At 63.5% G+C, this 18,226-nt stretch carries 20 protein-coding genes; 11 read left to right on the top strand and 9 right to left on the bottom strand.

Annotation, left to right across the window (positions count from 1 at the left end; all coding sequences use genetic code 11):
- Positions 1 to 10: 10 nt before the first annotated feature.
- Positions 11 to 1,381 carry a UDP-N-acetylmuramate:L-alanyl-gamma-D-glutamyl-meso-diaminopimelate ligase gene (gene mpl, locus CAK78_RS07850; RefSeq protein ID WP_005304646.1) on the top strand — a complete coding sequence of 457 codons (1,371 nt, stop codon included), beginning with the start codon at positions 11 to 13 and terminating at the stop codon, positions 1,379 to 1,381.
- On the top strand, positions 1,378 to 1,989 hold the full coding sequence (locus CAK78_RS07845; protein WP_094696924.1) for a flavin prenyltransferase UbiX: 612 nt from the start codon (positions 1,378 to 1,380) through the stop codon (positions 1,987 to 1,989). Before mpl ends, CAK78_RS07845 begins: the two co-directional genes overlap by 4 nt.
- A gap of 73 nt (positions 1,990 to 2,062) precedes the next feature.
- On the opposite strand, the gene CAK78_RS07840 is transcribed toward CAK78_RS07845, so the two are convergent.
- Complete coding sequence (locus CAK78_RS07840; RefSeq protein ID WP_005304640.1) at positions 2,063 to 2,677, bottom strand: TetR/AcrR family transcriptional regulator; 615 nt, start codon at positions 2,675 to 2,677, stop codon at positions 2,063 to 2,065.
- A gap of 200 nt (positions 2,678 to 2,877) precedes the next feature.
- On the opposite strand from CAK78_RS07840, the gene hpt reads away from it, so the two are divergent.
- From hpt to CAK78_RS07800, 8 genes are all read left to right on the top strand, one after another.
- Positions 2,878 to 3,408, top strand: a complete 531-nt coding sequence (gene hpt, locus CAK78_RS07835; RefSeq protein WP_005304637.1) for a hypoxanthine phosphoribosyltransferase — start codon at positions 2,878 to 2,880, stop codon at positions 3,406 to 3,408.
- Positions 3,409 to 3,519: 111 nt separating this feature from the next.
- Positions 3,520 to 4,437: an ABC transporter ATP-binding protein gene (locus CAK78_RS07830; RefSeq protein ID WP_094696923.1), complete on the top strand. Its 918-nt coding sequence runs from the start codon at positions 3,520 to 3,522 to the stop codon at positions 4,435 to 4,437.
- On the top strand, positions 4,434 to 5,207 hold the full coding sequence (locus CAK78_RS07825; protein ID WP_005304632.1) for an ABC transporter permease: 774 nt from the start codon (positions 4,434 to 4,436) through the stop codon (positions 5,205 to 5,207). Before CAK78_RS07830 ends, CAK78_RS07825 begins: the two co-directional genes overlap by 4 nt.
- Before the next feature lie 234 nt (positions 5,208 to 5,441).
- Complete coding sequence (locus tag CAK78_RS07820) at positions 5,442 to 6,593, top strand: double-cubane-cluster-containing anaerobic reductase (RefSeq protein ID WP_094696922.1); 1,152 nt, start codon at positions 5,442 to 5,444, stop codon at positions 6,591 to 6,593.
- Between the two features lie 9 nt (positions 6,594 to 6,602).
- Complete coding sequence (locus tag CAK78_RS07815; RefSeq protein WP_094696921.1) at positions 6,603 to 7,385, top strand: acyl-CoA dehydratase activase; 783 nt, start codon at positions 6,603 to 6,605, stop codon at positions 7,383 to 7,385.
- Positions 7,382 to 7,642, top strand: coding sequence for a DUF3343 domain-containing protein (locus CAK78_RS07810; RefSeq protein WP_094696920.1), 261 nt, complete (start codon positions 7,382 to 7,384; stop codon positions 7,640 to 7,642). The genes CAK78_RS07815 and CAK78_RS07810 overlap by 4 nt, the downstream gene beginning before the upstream one ends.
- A 44-nt stretch (positions 7,643 to 7,686) precedes the next feature.
- Positions 7,687 to 8,127: a MauE/DoxX family redox-associated membrane protein gene (locus CAK78_RS07805; RefSeq protein ID WP_094696919.1), complete on the top strand. Its 441-nt coding sequence runs from the start codon at positions 7,687 to 7,689 to the stop codon at positions 8,125 to 8,127.
- Position 8,128: 1 nt separating this feature from the next.
- Complete coding sequence (locus CAK78_RS07800; protein WP_094696918.1) at positions 8,129 to 8,656, top strand: rhodanese-like domain-containing protein; 528 nt, start codon at positions 8,129 to 8,131, stop codon at positions 8,654 to 8,656.
- A gap of 64 nt (positions 8,657 to 8,720) precedes the next feature.
- Here the strand turns inward: CAK78_RS07800 and panC are convergent, their stop codons facing one another.
- The 8 genes from panC to thpR all read right to left on the bottom strand — a co-directional run bounded on the left by panC (position 8,721) and on the right by thpR (position 15,614).
- Positions 8,721 to 9,578, bottom strand: coding sequence for a pantoate--beta-alanine ligase (gene panC, locus CAK78_RS07795; RefSeq protein ID WP_094696917.1), 858 nt, complete (start codon positions 9,576 to 9,578; stop codon positions 8,721 to 8,723).
- 184 nt (positions 9,579 to 9,762) lie between these two features.
- The gene (gene panB / locus CAK78_RS07790; protein WP_005304470.1) at positions 9,763 to 10,557 is read right to left on the bottom strand and encodes a 3-methyl-2-oxobutanoate hydroxymethyltransferase; all 795 of its coding nucleotides are present in this window, start codon (positions 10,555 to 10,557) and stop codon (positions 9,763 to 9,765) included.
- Positions 10,554 to 11,063 carry a 2-amino-4-hydroxy-6-hydroxymethyldihydropteridine diphosphokinase gene (folK, locus tag CAK78_RS07785; protein WP_042051344.1) on the bottom strand — a complete coding sequence of 170 codons (510 nt, stop codon included), beginning with the start codon at positions 11,061 to 11,063 and terminating at the stop codon, positions 10,554 to 10,556. Before folK ends, panB begins: the two co-directional genes overlap by 4 nt.
- A gap of 11 nt (positions 11,064 to 11,074) precedes the next feature.
- Positions 11,075 to 12,565 (bottom strand): polynucleotide adenylyltransferase PcnB, encoded by a 1,491-nt coding sequence (gene pcnB, locus CAK78_RS07780; protein ID WP_094696916.1) that lies wholly within the window; start codon positions 12,563 to 12,565, stop codon positions 11,075 to 11,077.
- Between the two features lie 144 nt (positions 12,566 to 12,709).
- Positions 12,710 to 13,618 (bottom strand): tRNA glutamyl-Q(34) synthetase GluQRS, encoded by a 909-nt coding sequence (gene gluQRS, locus CAK78_RS07775; RefSeq protein ID WP_176452718.1) that lies wholly within the window; start codon positions 13,616 to 13,618, stop codon positions 12,710 to 12,712.
- A gap of 113 nt (positions 13,619 to 13,731) precedes the next feature.
- Positions 13,732 to 14,181, bottom strand: coding sequence for an RNA polymerase-binding protein DksA (dksA, locus tag CAK78_RS07770; RefSeq protein WP_005304459.1), 450 nt, complete (start codon positions 14,179 to 14,181; stop codon positions 13,732 to 13,734).
- A 119-nt stretch (positions 14,182 to 14,300) separates the two neighbouring features.
- Complete coding sequence (gene sfsA, locus CAK78_RS07765; RefSeq protein WP_094696915.1) at positions 14,301 to 15,044, bottom strand: DNA/RNA nuclease SfsA; 744 nt, start codon at positions 15,042 to 15,044, stop codon at positions 14,301 to 14,303.
- Positions 15,045 to 15,086: 42 nt separating this feature from the next.
- Positions 15,087 to 15,614, bottom strand: coding sequence for an RNA 2',3'-cyclic phosphodiesterase (gene thpR, locus CAK78_RS07760; RefSeq protein ID WP_094696914.1), 528 nt, complete (start codon positions 15,612 to 15,614; stop codon positions 15,087 to 15,089).
- A 155-nt stretch (positions 15,615 to 15,769) separates the two neighbouring features.
- Between thpR and hrpB the strand changes: the two genes are divergently transcribed.
- On the top strand, positions 15,770 to 18,217 hold the full coding sequence (hrpB, locus tag CAK78_RS07755) for an ATP-dependent helicase HrpB (protein ID WP_094696913.1): 2,448 nt from the start codon (positions 15,770 to 15,772) through the stop codon (positions 18,215 to 18,217).
- Positions 18,218 to 18,226 lie beyond the last annotated feature (9 nt).

The following is an 18,226-nucleotide window of genomic DNA, read 5'->3' as shown; positions in this document are numbered from 1 at the left end:
AGGAAGCGGTATGCATATTCACATTCTCGGGATCTGCGGCACCTTCATGGGTGGTCTGGCGGTGTTGGCAAAACAGCTTGGTTATCGGGTCACCGGCTCTGATGCCAACGTCTATCCCCCCATGAGTACCCAGCTCGAGCAACAGGGTATCGAACTGACCGAAGGCTACGACCCTTCCCAGCTCGATCCGGCGCCGGATCTGGTGGTGGTCGGCAACGCCATGAGCCGCGGCAACCCCTGTGTGGAGTATGTGCTGGACCGCAATCTGCCCTACATCTCCGGCCCCCAGTGGCTGCTGGAGCACGTGCTGCAGGATCGCTGGGTGCTGGCCGTCGCCGGCACTCACGGCAAGACTACCACCGCCAGCATGCTGGCCTGGGTACTGGAATACGCCAAGCTGGAGCCCGGCTTCCTCATCGGCGGCGTGCCCGGCAACTTCCCGGTCTCCGCCCGTCTCGGCTCCGCCCCCTTCTTTGTCATCGAGGCGGACGAGTATGACTGCGCCTTCTTCGACAAGCGCTCCAAGTTCGTCCACTACCACCCGCGTACCCTGGTGATGAACAACCTGGAATTCGACCACGCGGATATCTTCCCGGATCTGGCCGCCATTCAGCGCCAGTTCCACCACCTGATGCGCACCGTGCCGAGCAACGGTCGAGTGCTCTTCCCCAAGGGGGACGAGAACCTGGCCGCCGTGCGCAAGATGGGCTGCTGGAGTGAAGTGGAGCTGGTGGGTCAGGACGATGCCAAGTGGAAGGCGGTCAAGCTGGCCGACGATGGCTCTGCCTTCGAGGTGTGGCTGGATGGCGTGAAACAGGGCGAGGTGCACTGGGAGTGCATCGGCGAACACAACGTCAACAACGGCCTGATGGCCATTGCAGCCGCCCGCCATGCCGGTGTCATGGTGGAGCACGGCATCGCGGCCCTCTGCCAGTTCAAGTCTCCCAAGCGGCGCATGGAGCTCAAGGGGGAAGTGGCCGGCATCAGCATCTATGACGACTTCGCCCACCACCCCACCGCCATCGAAACCACCCTCGGTGGCCTGCGCGCCAAGGTGGGCAAGGCCCGCATCCTGGCGGTGTTGGAGCCCCGCTCCAACACCATGAAGCTGGGAGTGCACAAGGAGGAGCTGGCAGGCTGCTTCGACGGCGCCGACGAGGTGTTCTTCTTCCAGCCGCCCAACATCGGCTGGGATCTCGGTGAGGTGACCGCCCACATGACCCGACCGGCCAAGGTGTTCAACGATCTGGAGACCCTGATCAACCGGCTGGTGGCCGAGTGCCGTGATGGCGATCATATTCTGATCATGAGCAACGGCGGCTTCGGCGGCATTCATGACAAGCTGATCGCCCGCCTCAAGGACTATCACGGCCAGCTATGAACAAAGCGATCACCCTGGCGCTGACCGGCGCCTCCGGCGCCCCCTATGCCCTGCGCTTGCTGGAATGCCTGGTGCAGGCGGACTATCGGGTCTATCTGCTCGCGTCCTCGGCGGCTCGTGTGGTGCTCAAGACCGAACAGCAGCAGGAGTGGCCTGGCTCGCCAAAAGAGCTCTCTGCCTACCTCTGTCGCCAATATGGCGCCAAGGAGGGGCAGATCGTCGCCTGTGGCAAGGAGGAGTGGTTCTCGCCGGTGGCTTCGGGCTCGGCGGCGCCCAGACAGATGGTGGTCTGCCCCTGCTCCATGGGCACCGTCTCGGCCATTGCCAACGGTACCTCTGACAACCTGCTGGAGCGGGCGGCGGACGTGGTGATCAAGGAGCGCGGCCAGCTCATTCTGGTGCCCCGCGAGAGCCCCTTCTCCGCCATCCATCTGGAGAACATGCTGAAACTGGCCCGCCTTGGCGTGACCATCATGCCGGCGGCGCCGGGCTTTTATCATGAGCCGAAAAGCATCGCGGATCTGGTGGACTTCATGGTGGCGCGGATCCTCGATCATCTGGGGATCGAACACGCACTGACCCGCCGCTGGGGCTACGCCAAAGGGTGAGATGAGCGGATAGCGGACAAACAAAAGCGGCGCCGACCTGAACAGTTCGGCGCCGCTTTTTTGCTGGAGCGGATTAGGCTGCCTGGATGGGGGCGGTTACGTACTTGAACAGAAAATCGGTCACCTCTTCCCGGCTCGGGCGTTGTGGCTGATTGATCATCTGCATCATGACGTAGCCGAAGCCGGTCAGGGAGCGGGCCAGATCCTGCGCCGACAGCACACTCTGGATCTCGCCGGCATCCATGGCGCGTTGCAGGTGAGGTGCAATGCGCTCCAGAGCCTTGTCCAGCAGCTTGGCGTAACGGGGCCAGACCTCTTCCCGCACCGATGAGCTCCACTCCAGCCAGATGCTGGCGTGGTCAGGCTGATCGTAGGCGGCGTCAACAAACAGCTTCACGTGGCGGCGAATGCTGTCGCTGACCGGGCCCTGGCCGGAGTAGGCCTGTTCCAGCATCTGATGCACGAAACGTTCGATCTCGGCCAACACTTCATCCACCAGCTCTTCACGGGTGTTGAAATAGTTGAACACGGTAGCAACCGAGACCTTGGCCTGTTCTGCGATTTCGGCGTGACCCGCACGGCCGATGCCGCGACGGGAGAACACCTCGATGGCACATTCCATCAATTGATTGCGTCGGGCCTCCGGCGAAAGCCGGGTTCGACGTCTAATTTCTGCGCGTGGTTCCATAGTTTTTTCATCTAATAGTTATTGATTATGGTGTTTATAGTATTGTCACCGATAATGCCCGAGGGCCTGCTAACTCTATCAATTAAAATAAGCAGATAAAAGCATCACGTATGCCTGACGCCCTTCGGCTTGAATGGTAGAATCATCGGTTTTGACGTTAATGAACGGCCAAATTTGCTTTGGCCATTATGGAGTAAGTGATGAAACACACTGTCGAGGTGATGATCTCCGAGGCTGAAGTCGCCGCCCGGATCGCCAAATTGGGTGAAGAGATCACCGCCCGTTACCAGGGCTCTGATGAAGTGGTCATGATCGGCCTGCTGCGCGGCTCCTGCGTCTTCCTGGCCGACCTGTGCCGCCAGACCCAACTGCCCATCACCCTGGATTTTATGACCGCCTCCAGCTATGGCTCCGGCATGCACAGCACCCGTGACGTGCGCATCCTGAAAGACCTGGATGACGACATCAAAGGGAAGGACGTGGTGATCGTCGAAGACATCATCGACACCGGCTACACCCTCAACAAGGTGCGCGAGATCCTCTCCCTGCGCGAGCCGAAATCCCTGGCCATCTGCACCCTGCTGGACAAGCCGTCCCGCCGTGAAGTGCAGGTGCCGGTGGACTGGATCGGTTTCTCCATTCCGGATGAATTCGTGGTGGGCTGCGGCATCGATTATGCCCAGAAGTACCGCAATCTGCCGTTCATCGGCAAGGTAATACCGCAAGAGTAAGCAAGGTTCAGGAATATGACGGGCAAGGTGGCAGAGCGCCATTTTCTGTCTGCAGGCGGCCTTGGCCGCCTTTTCTGTCTCGAGATGGAATGAGCCATCACAGGGGTTGCAATGAACGCACTGGAAATCAGCGGCCTGAAGAAGACCTATCAGGGGGGCGTCGAAGCCCTTAAAGGCATCGATCTCACTGTCAAACAGGGGGATTTCTTCGCCCTGCTCGGCCCCAACGGGGCGGGCAAGTCCACCACCATCGGCATCATCAGTTCGCTGGTGAACAAGAGTGCCGGCAAGGTGAAGGTGTTCGGCTACGACATCGACACCCACCTGGAAGAGGCCAAGGCCCAGCTCGGCTTGGTGCCGCAGGAGTTCAACTTCAGCCAGTTCGAGAAGGTGATCCAGATCGTCACCCATCAGGCCGGCTTCTATGGTGTGCCCAAGGCCGAGGCCAAGATCCGCGCCGAGAAGTACCTGCGCCAGCTCGACCTGTGGGACAAGCGCGACATGCCGGCCCGCACCCTCTCCGGCGGCATGAAGCGCCGGCTGATGATCGCCCGTGCTCTGATGCATGAGCCCAAGCTGCTGATCCTCGACGAACCGACCGCCGGGGTGGACATCGAGATCCGTCGTTCCATGTGGAATTTCCTCAAGGATCTCAACGAGCAGGGCGTCACCATCATACTCACCACCCACTATCTGGAAGAGGCCGAGATGCTGTGCCGCAACATCGGCATTATCGACAAGGGGCGCCTCATCGAGAACACCAGCATGAAGAGTCTGCTGGGCAAGCTGGGCCGCGAGACCTTCATGCTGGATCTGGCGCCGGGCTCCGCCGTGCCGAATGTGCCCGAGTTCAACGGCCGCATGCAGGACGAGCGCACCCTGGAGGTGGATCTGGACAAGAGCCAGTCCCTCAACAGCCTGTTCGAGCAGCTGTCGAGCCAGCAGGTGCAGGTACTGAGCATGCGCAACAAGGCCAACCGGCTGGAAGAGCTGTTCGTCACCCTGGTCGAGGAGGGGAGAAAAGCATGAACCTGACCACTTACTACATCGCCTTCAAGAGCATTCTGGCCAAGGAGATCAGCCGCTTCACCCGGATCTGGATCCAGACCCTGGTGCCGCCCGCCATCACCATGAGCCTCTACTTCGTCATCTTCGGCAACCTCATCGGCGGCCGCATCGGCGACATGGGGGGCTTCAGCTACATGGAGTTCATCGTGCCCGGCCTCATCATGATGTCGGTCATCACCAACTCCTACTCCAACGTCGCCTCCTCCTTCTTCAGCGCCAAGTTCCAGCGCAACGTGGAGGAGCTGCTGGTGGCGCCTGTGCCCAACTACGTCATCATCGCCGGCTACGTGGGCGGTGGTGTGGCGCGCGGTCTCTGTGTCGGCCTCATCGTCACCCTGGTGTCGCTGTTCTTCGTGCCGCTGCAGATCCACCACCTGTTCAGCGTCTGCTTCACCGTGCTGCTGACCGCCATCCTCTTCTCGCTGGGCGGCCTCATCAATGCGGTGTTTGCCAAGACCTTCGACGACATCAGCATCATCCCCACCTTCGTGCTGACGCCGCTCACCTACCTGGGCGGGGTCTTCTACTCCATCAGCCTGCTGCCGCCCTTCTGGCAGGGGGTCTCCCAGGTGAACCCGATCATCTACATGGTGAACGCGTTTCGTTACGGCTTCCTCGGGATCTCCGACGTGCCGCTCGGCACCGCCTATCTCATCATCATCGGCTTCATCGTGGCCCTCTACGGTCTGGCCTGGTGGCTCATCTCCCGCGGCACCGGGCTGCGCCACTGATGCAATGCCACGGGCACCTTTCGGTGCCCGTTTTTTTGTTGCCTCTTTTTTCTCTCCTGCTCCGACCCCCTCTCGAACAGGGTCAATAACCACCTTCTTATCAAGGTTTTATCCGGCACCTTGTGATCCACCGTACTTTTCAACTTACCCCCAAAGGTATAATTCCCGCGGTTGGAAGGTCTGCACAATGGGGGCCCTCCGTCTCTTCTTTTTCTCACCAGGGCAGGATCGCCTATGTCACTGATCACCGAGTTGCCAGCCATTTTTGACAGTTTTTCAGATGCCCGCCGGCAGGGCTTTCTGGCCGTGATGGCACTCAAGGAGCGACAGATCCCCCTGGTCGGCACCTACTGCACCTTCATGCCGCAAGAGGTGGCGATGGCCGCCGGTGCCGTGGTGGTCTCGCTCTGCTCCACCAGCGACGAGACCATAGAGGAGGCGGAGAAAGACCTGCCCCGCAACCTCTGCCCGCTGATCAAGAGCAGCTACGGGTTCGGCAAGACCGACAAGTGCCCCTACTTCTACTTCTCCGATCTGGTGGTGGGAGAAACCACCTGCGACGGCAAGAAGAAGATGTACGAGTACATGGCCGAGTTCAAACCGGTGCACGTGATGCAGCTGCCCAACCGGGCCGATGACGAGGCCTCCCGCATCCTGTGGCGCAGCGAAATCGTCCGCTTCAAGGCGTTGCTGGAGCAGCAGTTTGGCCAACCCATCAGCGAGCAGGCGCTGCGCGACGCCATCGTGCTGAAGAACCGCGAGCGCCGTGCGCTGGCCGACTTCTATCGGCTGGGTCAGCTCAATCCGCCGGCGCTGAGCGGCACCGACATCCTCAAGGTGGTCTATGGCGCCACCTTCCGCTTCGACAAGGAGCAGCTCATCAGCGAGCTGCAGGAGATGACTCGCCGCATCAAGGCCGACTATGCCGACGGCAAGCGGCTCGATGCCCGCCCGCGCATCCTCATCACCGGCTGCCCCATCGGCGGCGCGGCCGACAAGGTGGTGCGTCTCATCGAGGAGCACGGTGGCTGGGTGGTGGGTTACGAGAACTGCACTGGCGCCAAGGCGACCGAGCAGTGCGTCAGCGAGGAGGGCGATCCGTTCGATGCGCTGACCGACAAGTATCTGGCCATCGGCTGCTCCTGCATCTCCCCCAACCACCAGCGCATGAATCTGCTGAGCCAGATGGTGGAGGAGTATCAGGTGGACGGGGTGATCGACGTCATCCTGCAGGCCTGTCACACCTATGCGGTGGAGTCGCTGGCCATCAAGCGCCACGTGCGTGAACGCCACGGCATCCCCTACATGGCGGTGGAGACCGACTACTCCAGCGCCGACAAGGGACAACTGGCCACCCGGCTGGCGGCCTTTATCGAGATGCTGTGAGGAGGCGCCGTGTCACTCACCATCGGGATTGACTCGGGCTCCAGCGCGACCAAGGGGATCCTGTTCGACCACAGGGACGGCGGGCGCATCGTCCGCCGCTTTCTGGTGCCAACCCCCTTTCGTCCGCTGGCCGCCATCGAGCAAGGCTGGGAGACGCTCTCGGCCGGGCTGCCGGAGCGCCCCCATCTGACCCTGACCGGCTATGGTCGCGATCTGGCGTCGTTCGCCGATCGGCGGGTCACCGAGATCTCCTGTCACGGGCTGGGGGCGCGCCTGCTCTGCCCGTCGGTGCACACCGTCATCGACATCGGCGGCCAGGACAGCAAGGTGATCCAGCTCGATGGCGACGGCAACCTCACCGACTTTCTGATGAACGACAAGTGCGCCGCCGGCACCGGCCGCTTTCTCGAGGTGATCACCCGCACCCTGGGGGCGCGGGTCGAACAGCTCGACGAGCTGCTGCAAGGGGCCGAGCCCCACGACATCAGCAGCATGTGCACAGTGTTTGCCGAGTCGGAGGCGATCAGCCTGCGCTCGGCGGGCATTCCCGCCGAGTCGATCCTGGCCGGCATCGTCCGCTCCATGGCCCGGCGCAGTGCCAACTTCATCGGCCGCCTCGGCGCCAGGCCGACTGTGCTCTTTACCGGCGGCGTCAGCCACTGCGCCACCTTCCGCCACTATCTGGCGCAAGGATTGGGCTGCGACGTGACCACCCACCCGGATGCCCAGTTTGCCGGTGCGCTGGGGGCGGCCCTGTTTGGCGCACGCACCATGACGGGAGGCAAATCATGAATCAGGAGTTCCTCTACCTGTTCCACTCCACCCTAGGCACGGTCAGGCTGCGCAAGCGGCTGGAGCAGCAGCCCCACGCCTTTCGGGTCTGCGACGTACCGCGCCGGCTCAGTGCCGGCTGCGGCCTCGCCATCCGCCTGCACTGCCCGCCCGAGGAGTGGCAGCAGTGGTGCCAGCGCGGCGAAACCGCCGCCGTCTTTCGTTGCGACGAAGATGGTGAGTATTGCGAACTGGCCCGCTATCCGGCCGCCGGCTAGGGCATGGTGACGCCTGCTCGGGGTGTTGGCAGTGGGGGGCATGGATGATAAAGAGCTATCCCGTGGCCGTTTATCTGCGGCTGCTGGCCAGGCTGGCGCTGGGGGGATTTTTCGTTGCCTCCGCCTGGTTCAAGCTGGCAGCGCCGGAGCTGTTCGCCGAGCAGATCGGCGCCTTCGGCCTGTTCTGGTCGCCGTTCATTCCCCTTGCCGTCTGGGGGCTTATCGGGCTGGAGTTCTGCGCCGGGCTTGCGGTGATCGCCAACCGGCGCTGGGGGCTCTGGTTGGTGGTGGCCCTCTTGGCCCTGTTTATTCCGGTGTTGGGCTATGGCATCGCCATCGGGCTCGACATCTCTTGCGGCTGTCTTGGCAGGGCTGATCTCAGCTCGCTGCCACAGGCCCTCGTGCGGGATCTGCTGCTGTTGACGCTTGCGGGCGCCTTGCTGCGTCACTCCCGCCCCGTTTTTACCGTTCCAAAGGAGCAGTGACATGATGAGATTGCAATCCCGCACCCTGATGGCCGCGCTGATTGCGGCCAGCTTTGCCCTTGGTGGCTGTGGCGACAACCAGTTCGAGCAGGAGACCAAGCTGGAGCAGGCGGCGGTACAGCTCTCCCAGGAGACCCAGCAGGGGGGCTATCAGCTGCTGACCGTGGCGGAGCTGAAGACCCGGATGGACAAAGGTGAGGCGCTGGTGATCATCGACACCATGCCGTTCGAGGACTCCTACAAGAAGGAGCACATTCCGGGGGCCAGGAATTTTGCCTTCGTGAAGGAGGCTAGGTCCGGCGATGACTGGAGCCAGATCGTCGAGGGGAGTGGCACGCCCGAGCAGCTGCTGGCCCTGCTGGGGGACGACAAGACCCGTCCGGTGGTGTTCTACTGCGGCTTCGTCAAGTGTGGCCGCAGCCACAACGGGGCCGCCTGGGCGGTCACCCAGGGTTATCAGCAGGTCTATCGGGTGCCGGGCGGCATCTTCGCCTGGAAAGGGGCGGGTTACCCGGTCAGCGCCGAATAGGCCGGAAACGCCCAGATACAACAAAGCCCGCATATGCGGGTTTTGTTGTCAGTGGCGCAGCGGCTCAGGGGCGGGCCAGCGTCACCACCCGGTTGTCGATGAGGCGGGCTTTGCCGAGATACGCCGCCATCAGGATCACCAGCTGCTCGCTCTCGTCGGTGGCCGCTTCCAGGGTGGCGGCATCGACGATGTCGATGGCATCGGTCCGAAAACCGGCCTTGTCGAGGCGCTGACTGGCCTGGGCCACCAGGGAGGGCAGGTGGTGGTCACCCGCTTCAATCTGCTCGGCGATCCAGTTCATGGTGCGCGCCAGCTCAGGGGCCAGGGCCCGTTCGGCGGCGGTCAGGTAGCCGTTGCGCGAGGAGAGTGCCAGCCCGTCTTCGGCCCGCACCGTGGGCACGCCGACGATCTCGATGGGCATCGCCATGTCGGCCACCATCTTGCGAATGAGTGCCAGCTGTTGGTAATCCTTCTGGCCGAAGCAGGCCACGTCAGGCTGCACCAGATTGAACAGCTTGGTGACGACGGTGCTGACGCCGCGGAAGTGGCCCGGACGCAGCGCCCCCTCCAGCAGCGTGGAGAGGCCCGGTACCTCGACGAAGGTCTGGCTGGCCAGCCCCTGCGGATACATGATCTCCGGGGTCGGCGTGAACACCATGTCCACCCCGGCCGTCTCCAGCGCGGCGCAATCCTGCTCCAGGGTGCGCGGGTAGTTGGCGAGATCCTCGGCCTTGTCGAACTGCATCGGGTTGACGAAGATGCTGACCACCACCTTCTCGGCGTGGCTGTGCGCCTTCTTCACCAGGGTAAGGTGGCCTTGGTGCAGGTTGCCCATGGTGGGCACGAATGCGATGGCGCGCCCTTCACGGCGCCATTGGCCGATCTGTTCACGCAGAGCGGCGGGATTGTTAACGACCAACATCAACTGTTCACCTTCGAAAAGATCAAAGAGAGGCGGGCAGGAGCCCGTGCGGATAAGCGCGAAGTGTCAACGCGCGGCATCATCATCGGCGGTTACCTTGGGATGAATCATCAAAAGAGGGGGCTCACTCTGCCCCGGAGGGCGAAACGGGGGCGCAGGCCCCCGCTCTCGTCACGGCATCACATCAGTTGAAGCAGTGCTCCGGGCCCGGGAAGGTCCCTTCGCTCACCTGCTTCACATAGAGCCGAATGGCGGCGCGCATGTCGCCGGTCTCGGCCAGGAAGTTCTTGGTGAACTTGGGCACATAGCCGGAGGTGATGCCGAAGGCGTCGTGCATCACCAGGATCTGGCCGTCGGTGGCCGGGCCGGCACCTATGCCGATCACCGGGATGCGCAGCGCCTTGCTGATGCGCTCGGCCAGCGAAGTGGGCACGCACTCGAGCACCAGCAGCTGGATGCCGGCGGCCTGCAGCTCGAGGGCCTGACGGTAGATCTCCTGGGCCTGGAACTCGTCGCGCCCCTGCACCTTGAAGCCGCCAAACACGTGCACGGATTGCGGGGTGAGGCCGAGGTGGCCGCACACCGGCACGCCGTTGCGGGTCAGATGGCGGATGGAGTCGCACAGCCAGTCACCCCCTTCCATCTTCACCATGCGGGCGCCGGCTGCCATCAGGCGGGCGGCGTTCTGATAGGTCTGCTCGGGGGTGGCATAGCTCATGAACGGCATATCGCTCACCACCAGGGCATTGGTCGTGCCGCGCACCACGCAACGGGTGTGATAGACCATCTCGTCCATGTTGACCGCCAGGGTGTCCTGGCCACCCTGCAGCACCATTCCCAGCGAATCGCCGATGAGCAGCACGTGAGCGCCCTCGTCGTCGAACAGCTTGGCAAAGGTGGCATCATAGGCGGTGATGGCGGTGATTCGTTGGCCTTCCTGCTTCATCTTCAGCAGGTTGGTGGTGGTGATCTTGCTCATAGAGGCTCCTGTTCGTCTGCACTTGCGGCAATGATGGCAAGACCATTGCGCGGGCAGCGGGCAACCAGTTGTGCGAGCGGCGTGCCGCAGGGCAGCACCAGAGCGGGCGCGATTTCGGCCAGGGGCAGCAGCACGAACTCCCGCTCCTGCATGCCGTAATGGGGAACGATGAGGCGCTCAGTGTTGATCACCTGATCGCCAAACAGCAGCAGATCGAGATCCAGGGTTCTCGGCCCCCACCGCTCATCCTTGCGCACACGTCCTTGTTCCAGCTCGATTTTTTGCAGTTGATCCAGCAGCGCCAGCGGCGCCAGCCGGGTGTTGAGCCGGGCCACGGCATTGACGTAGTCCGGTTGATCAGCAGGGCCCATGGGGCGGCTGCTGTAAAGCGACGAGGCCTGCACCAGCACGGAATCCGGCAGGGTCGCCAGCGCGGCGATGGCACGGCGAGCCTGGCCGACGGGGTCGGCCAGGTTGGAGCCGATGGCGACGAATACCTCGGTCATCACGTCAGTTATCACTCGGCCGCTTTCGGTTTGCGACGACGGGGGCGACGACGGTTGCGGCTGTTGCTGCTGCGTTTCTCGCCATCGTTGCTGCGGGCCGCACCGCGCTCACCGCTGGCCGGGCGGCGAGTCGCCTCCCGTTGCAGCTGCGGGCGCACGTCCGGGTTGGACTCCACGTAGCGTTCCCACCAGCTGGCCAGCTCGCCGAGGCCGCGCTCGACCCGGTTGCGCAGCAGCAGGAAGTCAAACGCCGCGCGGAACTTGGGATGCTCCATGGCCCGCTCGGGGTGGCGGCCCTGACGGCGGGTCAGTCGCTGCTGCAGGGCCCAGATGTCGCGCACATCTGTGGTGAAACGGCGCGGGACGGCGATGATCCGCACCTGGTTGTCCAGCACCTCGTTGATCGCCAGCATGAAGGCGTCATACCAGGGCAGGCCACTCTCGTTCTCCAGCACCCGGCCGCGGGCCTCGACGCAGCCCCACAGCAGGGTGGCGTAGAGGAAGGCGGGAGTGACGCGCTTGTCTTCACGAACGCGAGTGTCGGTATCGATCAGGGCCTGCTCGATGAACTGCTCGTAGGGCGAGTTGCCGTGCGGGGTGAACAGCGCGGCTACCTGCGGGAACAGCTGCTGGAACAGACCGTACTCGCGCAGCAGCTTGTAGGTGGTCAGGGCATCGCCGGCCAGGAACAGCTTGAGGGTCTCCTCAAACAGGCGGGCCGCCGGAATATCCTGCAGCAGCGGCGCCAGCTCCTTGATGGGGGCGGCGGTGCGCGGGCTGATGGTCATGTCCAGCTTGGCGGCGAAGCGCACGGCGCGCAGCATCCGCACCGGATCTTCCCGGTAGCGGGTCTCGGGGTCGCCGATGAGTTCCAGCTTGCGTTCGGCCAGGTCTTCCAGCCCGCCCTCGAAATCGTGCAGGGTGAAATCCTTGGCGCTGTAGTAGAGGGCGTTGACGGTAAAGTCGCGGCGCTCGGCATCCTCTTCGATGGTGCCGTAGACGTTGTCGCGCAGCAGCATCCCTTCATCGGACTGGGCCGACACATGTTTGCTGGTATTGACCTGATGGTGGTGACCGCGGAAGGTGGCCACTTCGATCACGTCACGACCAAAGACGATGTGGGCCAGCCGGAAACGGCGGCCGATCAGGCGGCAGTTGCTGAACAGAGACTTGATCTGCTCCGGCGTCGCATCGGTGGCGATGTCGAAATCCTTGGGCGTCTTCCCGAGCAGCAGATCCCGTACCCCGCCGCCGACCAGGTAGGCTTCATAGCCGCCCTTGTTCAGGCGATAGAGCACCTTGAGTGCATTTTCGCTGATCTCTTTGCGCGAAATCGGGTGCTGGTCACGGCTTAAGGTACGACGTTGCCCGGCGACACGGGCCGGAATGGGGGACTCCACCGACTGCTCGCCGTCTTCCTTGCCGAGCACCTTGCGGCAAAAGTTTGCGATCTGGGAAAAAATGGTACACCTCGTTATGACTTCAAATTGACGGGAGGCCAAAAAAATAGCGGCCTATCATAGCTCACGCCTCACCAAATGAAAAACCGTGCTGGCAATTGATCTCGTTTGAAGCGGATCATCCCGGTAAAATCACAGCCAACAGCGGCTATTTACGTTCAATAACCCCAAAATTGCCTGCGCGGCTCAGTTATCAGCCAGCTGGATCTTCTCGCTGGCGGGCACCCGGGCCAGTTGCCAGTGGCTTATGCCCCAGTCGATGATCTCGTCGACCCGGCTGGCCAGCAGCTCGGGGGGTGGGCACTGGCCGAGGAAGTGCAGGGCTCGCCACAGGGCCGGGCGCACCTCGTCCTGTGCCAGCGCCGGCGCGTGATTCTGCTTGGAGAGCTTGTTGCCGTCGGCCTGCACCGCCAGCGGCAGATGCACCCAGGCGGGCACCGGTGCCCCCAGGGTCTGGTAGAGGGCAATCTGGCGCACCGTCGGCTCCAGCAGGTCGGCGCCGCGCACTATCTCGGTGATGCCGCAATCCATGTCGTCCACTACTACCGCCAGGTTGTAGGCGTAGAGCCCATCGCGCCGGCGCACGATGAAATCCTCCTCGGCCAGCGCCGCCGGTACCGCGATATGACCTTGCAGGCCATCCTCGAAGTCGTAGACCGGGTGATGCTGGCGCAGGCGGGCGGCGCAGCCCTCTGCGCTCAGGCCGAGGGTGCGGCAGTGGCCGTTGTAAAAGCCGCCGCTCGCCATGATTTCGCGCCGGGTACAGCGGCACCAGTAGAGATCGCCGGCCCGATAGAGCTGGTCGATGATCTCGTCATAGCGGGCGTGACGCCGGCTCTGGTACATCACCTCGCCATCCCACAGCAGGCCATGGGCCTCAAGGGTCTTGAGGATAAGGTCGGCGGCTCCAGCCATCTCCCGCGGCGGATCGATATCTTCTATGCGCACCAGCCAGCGCCCCTGTTGTGCCCTAGCCTGCAAAAAGCTGCCGAGCGCCGCAATCAGGGAGCCGAAGTGGAGCGGACCCGAAGGGGAGGGGGCAAAGCGGCCTATATAAGGGAGGGGCGGGGATGACGGGGTGGCATTCACGGACATGGTCATTCGGATAAAAAAGGCATTGAGGCTGCATTCTGGGACGACCCGGCCAAAAGCTCAATAAAAAAGGGAGCCCGCGAGCTCCCTTTTTTGTGTCATGCCAGAGGTCGGTATCAACCGGCCATCTGTTTTTCCTTGATCTCGGCCAGCGTCTTGCAGTCAACGCAGAGGTCGGCGGTCGGACGGGCTTCCAGACGGCGGATGCCGATCTCGATGCCGCAGTGTTCGCAGTAACCGAAGTCGTCGTCTTCGAGCAGCAGCAAGGTCTTCTCGATCTTCTTGATCAGCTTGCGCTCGCGGTCGCGGGTACGCAGTTCCAGCGCGAACTCTTCTTCCTGCGCGGCACGATCCACTGGATCCGGAAAGTTGGCAGCCTCATCCTTCATGTGGTCAACGGTGCGGTCAACTTCCTGCATCAGTTGGTTGCGCCAGGCTCCCAGGATCTTGCGAAAATGTGCCTTTTGTTGGTCATTCATGTACTCCTCACCCGGTTTTTCCTGGTAAGGCGCCACACCCGCAATGGCCAGGGGGCCCAGAGATTTCCTGTTTTCGCCTGTTGGCATGCCCTGTCTCCTAATTCAGCACGCTACCCGTGCCATCCATAAATTGAGGGCGACATCTATAGCAGAAGGGTAACTTGGAGGCAAACAAGCCGTACCAATAATGTTACCCACTCCAACATTTATTCGCTGCCCTCGGGTAGCAGGTGACAAGATTCAAACGGGATAAAATCTTGCGCCACCATGCTCTGCACCCCAACATGGGGTCGATAGCATAAAATTTCAACCCCTGCCGCAATTGCTTGCTCAATAAGCAGACTATAGTGCGGATCTATATGCGCTGCCGGGCGCATTCTCACGATTCCGGAGTGCAAAACCATAAATAACAGCACGGCTCTGTGCCCTGCCGCCTTCATGGCCATTAATTCACGCAAGTGCTTGGCGCCACGGGTGGTTACCGCATCGGGGAAGTAGCCCATGCCGGCTTGCTCCCGCTCGTCGAGCAGGGTCACCGATTTCACCTCGATATAACAGGCAGGCAGGTGGTCATCTTCCAGCAGCAGATCGATGCGACTGTTCTCTTCGCCGTATTTCACCTCGGTGCGCAGTCTGGCATAGCCGCGCAGCGGGGCGAGGGCATCCTGCTCGATCAGCTCCCGGGCCAGCTGGTTGGCGCGCGCCGTGTTGACGCAGATGAAGTGACCAGCCGGGCTCTCGGCGATCTCCCAGCTGTGGGGCAGCTTGCGCTTGGGGCTGCTTGATGTGGAATACCAGACCCGGGTACCCGGCTCGGCGCAGCCGGTCATGGCGCCGGTATTGGCGCAGTGGATGGTGATCACCTCGCCGTTGTCGAGCCGCACGTCGGTCAGGAAGCGCTTGTAGCGGGCGACCAGCTGCCCGGATTGCAAGGGGGGATCGAAGATCATGGTATGGCTCTCTTAATCGATGAGTCTGGGCTTGGCAACCGGTCAGGATGCCATCTTCTCTCTGGCCCGCAGCGGCCAGCAGGCGAGGGGTTCGTAGCGCACCCCGTCCGGGGTCGAGATGGATTGATAGAGGCAGAAGCGGTCGGCCCGCAGCACAAAGTCGGGGGCGGGCAGCAGCGCCGGCGGTTCGCTCGCCTTGCGTGACAGGGTGACGTGGGGGCGATAGCCCTGCTCGCCGTTGCCAAGCCCCAGCTTCTCGCCATGGCGACGCAGCGCCCTGGCCAGCACGGTCAGCTCGTTGGGCCACTCTTTCGGGCCAATCCAGGCGGCCTTGGCACGGCCGAACCAGCCGGTTTCATTGAGCGCTATGGTGAGCGGCGGACAGTGTTGACGCTCGACGGCGGCCATCAGCTGCGCGGTGGTGGCCTCGTTCGCTTCGCCGAGGAAGGCCAGCGTCAGGTGGAGGTTGGCGGCGGGGACCGGCTGGCCCGGCCAGGGCAGTTGATCGCGCCAGGCGACGATATCGGCGGCCAGCGCCTCGGCGGGCAGGGCAAAGAAGAGTTTGGCCATTCGGGTGAGGGTGCCTCTTTGATGCGGACGGGTGGCCCATTCTATGGCAGCCGTCCGTTCCTGTCTCGCCGGCCGACATCCACTCACGGTGGCCGGGCAGGCTGTGGCAGAATAGGCGCCGTTTTACGGCTTGCAACAAGAAGGTGCTGATCCCTTTGTCTTCCCTCCCCATAGTGTCGGTGCTGCCCGCACTCTTTGCCGCCATCGACAACCATGCCAGCGTGATCCTGCAGGCGCCCCCCGGCGCGGGCAAATCGACCCTGCTGCCGCTGGAACTGGTGCGCCAGCACCGGCTGCCCGGTCGCATCATCATGCTGGAGCCCAGACGTCTCGCGGCGCGCAACATCGCGGGCTTTCTGGCGCGCCAGCTCGGGGAGAGGGTGGGCGAGCGCATTGGCCTGCGGGTACGTGGCGAGAGCCGCACCAGCAGCCAGACCCGGCTCGAGATCGTTACCGAAGGGGTGCTGACCCGGATGCTGCAGCAGGATCCTGAGCTTGCGGGCGTGTCGCTCGTCATCTTCGATGAGTTCCACGAGCGCAGCCTGCACGCCGATACCGCGCTGGCCTTCGCCATCGAGAGCCAGCAGGGGCTGCGCGATGACCTCAAGCTGCTGGTGATGTCTGCCACCCTGGACGGCATGGCGCTGGAGGCGCTGCTGCCGGGGGCCCCGGTGGTTCGATCGGAGGGGCGTGGTTTTCCCATCGACTACCACTACCGTCCCGCCAATCGCCAGCAGTGGCTGGAGCCTCAGGTTGGCGCCGTGGTGCTGGAGGCGCTGGCCGCCCATGCCGGCAGCCTGCTGGTATTCCTGCCGGGCCAGGGAGAGATCGAGCGGCTGGCACAGTGGCTGGAAGGACGGCTGCCGGACGAGGTGACCCTCGCCCCCCTCTACGGCCGCCTCGACATGGCGGCCCAGCAGGCGGCCATCGAGCCTGCGCCTGCTGGGCGCCGTAAGCTGGTGCTCACCACCAATGTGGCGGAGACCTCGCTCACCATCGAGGGGATCTCGGTGGTGGTCGACAGCGGGCTGGAGCGGCGCGCCTCCTTCGACCTCAAGAGCGGCGTCACCCGGCTGGAGACCCGCCCGATTGCCAAAGCCTCCGCCACCCAGCGGGCGGGCCGCGCGGGGCGTCTCGGCCCCGGCGTCTGCTACCGGCTCTGGAGCAGCGAGGTGCAGGAGCGCCTCGCCGAGCAGAGCCCGCCCGACATCCTCACCCAGGAGCTGACCGGCCTGCTGCTGGACGCCGCCCAGTGGGGGGCCAAGGTCGAAGAGCTGCCGCTGCTGGACATGCCGCCGGCCGCCGCCGTCGCCAGCGCCCAGCGGTTGCTGGTGGCCCTCGGCGCCATGAAGCCGGAGGGTGAGCAACAACTTACCCCGGCCGGCCGCGCCATGGCGGCCTTCGGTACCCATCCCCGGCTTGCTCGCATGCTGCTGCGCGTTCGCGATCTGGAGGCCGAGGGTCTGACAGGGATTGTCGCCGATGCGGCTTTCTTGGTGGCGCTGTTGGAAGAAGATCTGCGAGGATCGGAGCGCCTATCCGTTCTGTTTCACCGCCGCCAGGGGGGCCTGCGCCAGAGTGCGGCCCGCTGGTTCGAGCGGCTCGGCGCTCGCCCCGCCAGTGCGCAGGGGCAATGGCTGGGGCTGTTGTGTGCCCTCGGCTGGCCCGATCGCATCGGCAAGCTGCGCAGCGGCAGCCGCTATCAGCTCAGTGGCGGGGTGAGCTGCGATCTGGTAGAAGGTCACCCCTGTCAGGGGCAGGGGGCGCTCATTGCCATCGAGATGGGTCAGAACGAGCGCGGTAGCCGCATCTTCATCGCCGAGCCGGTGGAACTGGATGAGCTGGTGCGCCAGCTGCCCGAGCTGGTCGGCGAGCGTCAGTGGTTCGACTGGGACGAGCGTGAGGAACGGGTGCGGGCCGAACGCCAGCAGGTGCTCGGCGAGCTGGTGCTGAGCCAGCGGCCGCTGACGGATCTCTCCGATGAACAGAAAGGGCGCTGCCTGCTGCAGGGGATCCGCCGCAAGGGGCTGCATGTGCTGCCCTGGGATGACGCCAGCGAGGGGCTGCTGGCCCGCTTGCGCTGCGCCGCCGACTGGCTGCCTGACGAAGGGTGGCCCGCCATGGACGAGGAGAGCCTGCTGGCTAACCTCGAGCAGTGGCTGCTGCCGGCGGTGAGCGGCATGACCCGGCTGGAGCAGTTGAAAAAGCTCGACCTTGCCGACATCCTGCGCCAGTCTCTGCCCTGGCCCCTGCCAAGACGGCTGGACGAGGCGCTGCCAGGCCACTTTACCGCGCCGACCGGCAGCCGGGTGCGGATCCGCTATCAGCCTGGTCAGGCGCCGGTGATCCCGGTGCGCATCCAGGAGATGTTCGGCCAGGCTGCGACCCCGTGCGTGGCCGATGGCCGGGTGGCACTGGTGGTGGAGCTGCTCTCCCCGGCCCAGCGGCCGCTGCAGATCACCGCCGATCTGGCCGCCTTCTGGGCCGGTTCCTACGAGCTGGTGAAAAAAGAGATGAAGGGACGCTACCCCCGCCACTACTGGCCGGACAATCCGCTGGAGGCGATGCCGACCAGGGTCACCAAGAAGAAGATGGGGATGTAGGTTCGATTG

This window comes from Aeromonas sp. A35_P, assembly GCF_002259925.1.
Classification (GTDB): Bacteria; Pseudomonadota; Gammaproteobacteria; order Enterobacterales; family Aeromonadaceae; genus Aeromonas; species Aeromonas dhakensis.
Note: the sequence above shows the minus strand (reverse complement) of the source record. Positions and strands in the feature narration are given on the sequence as shown.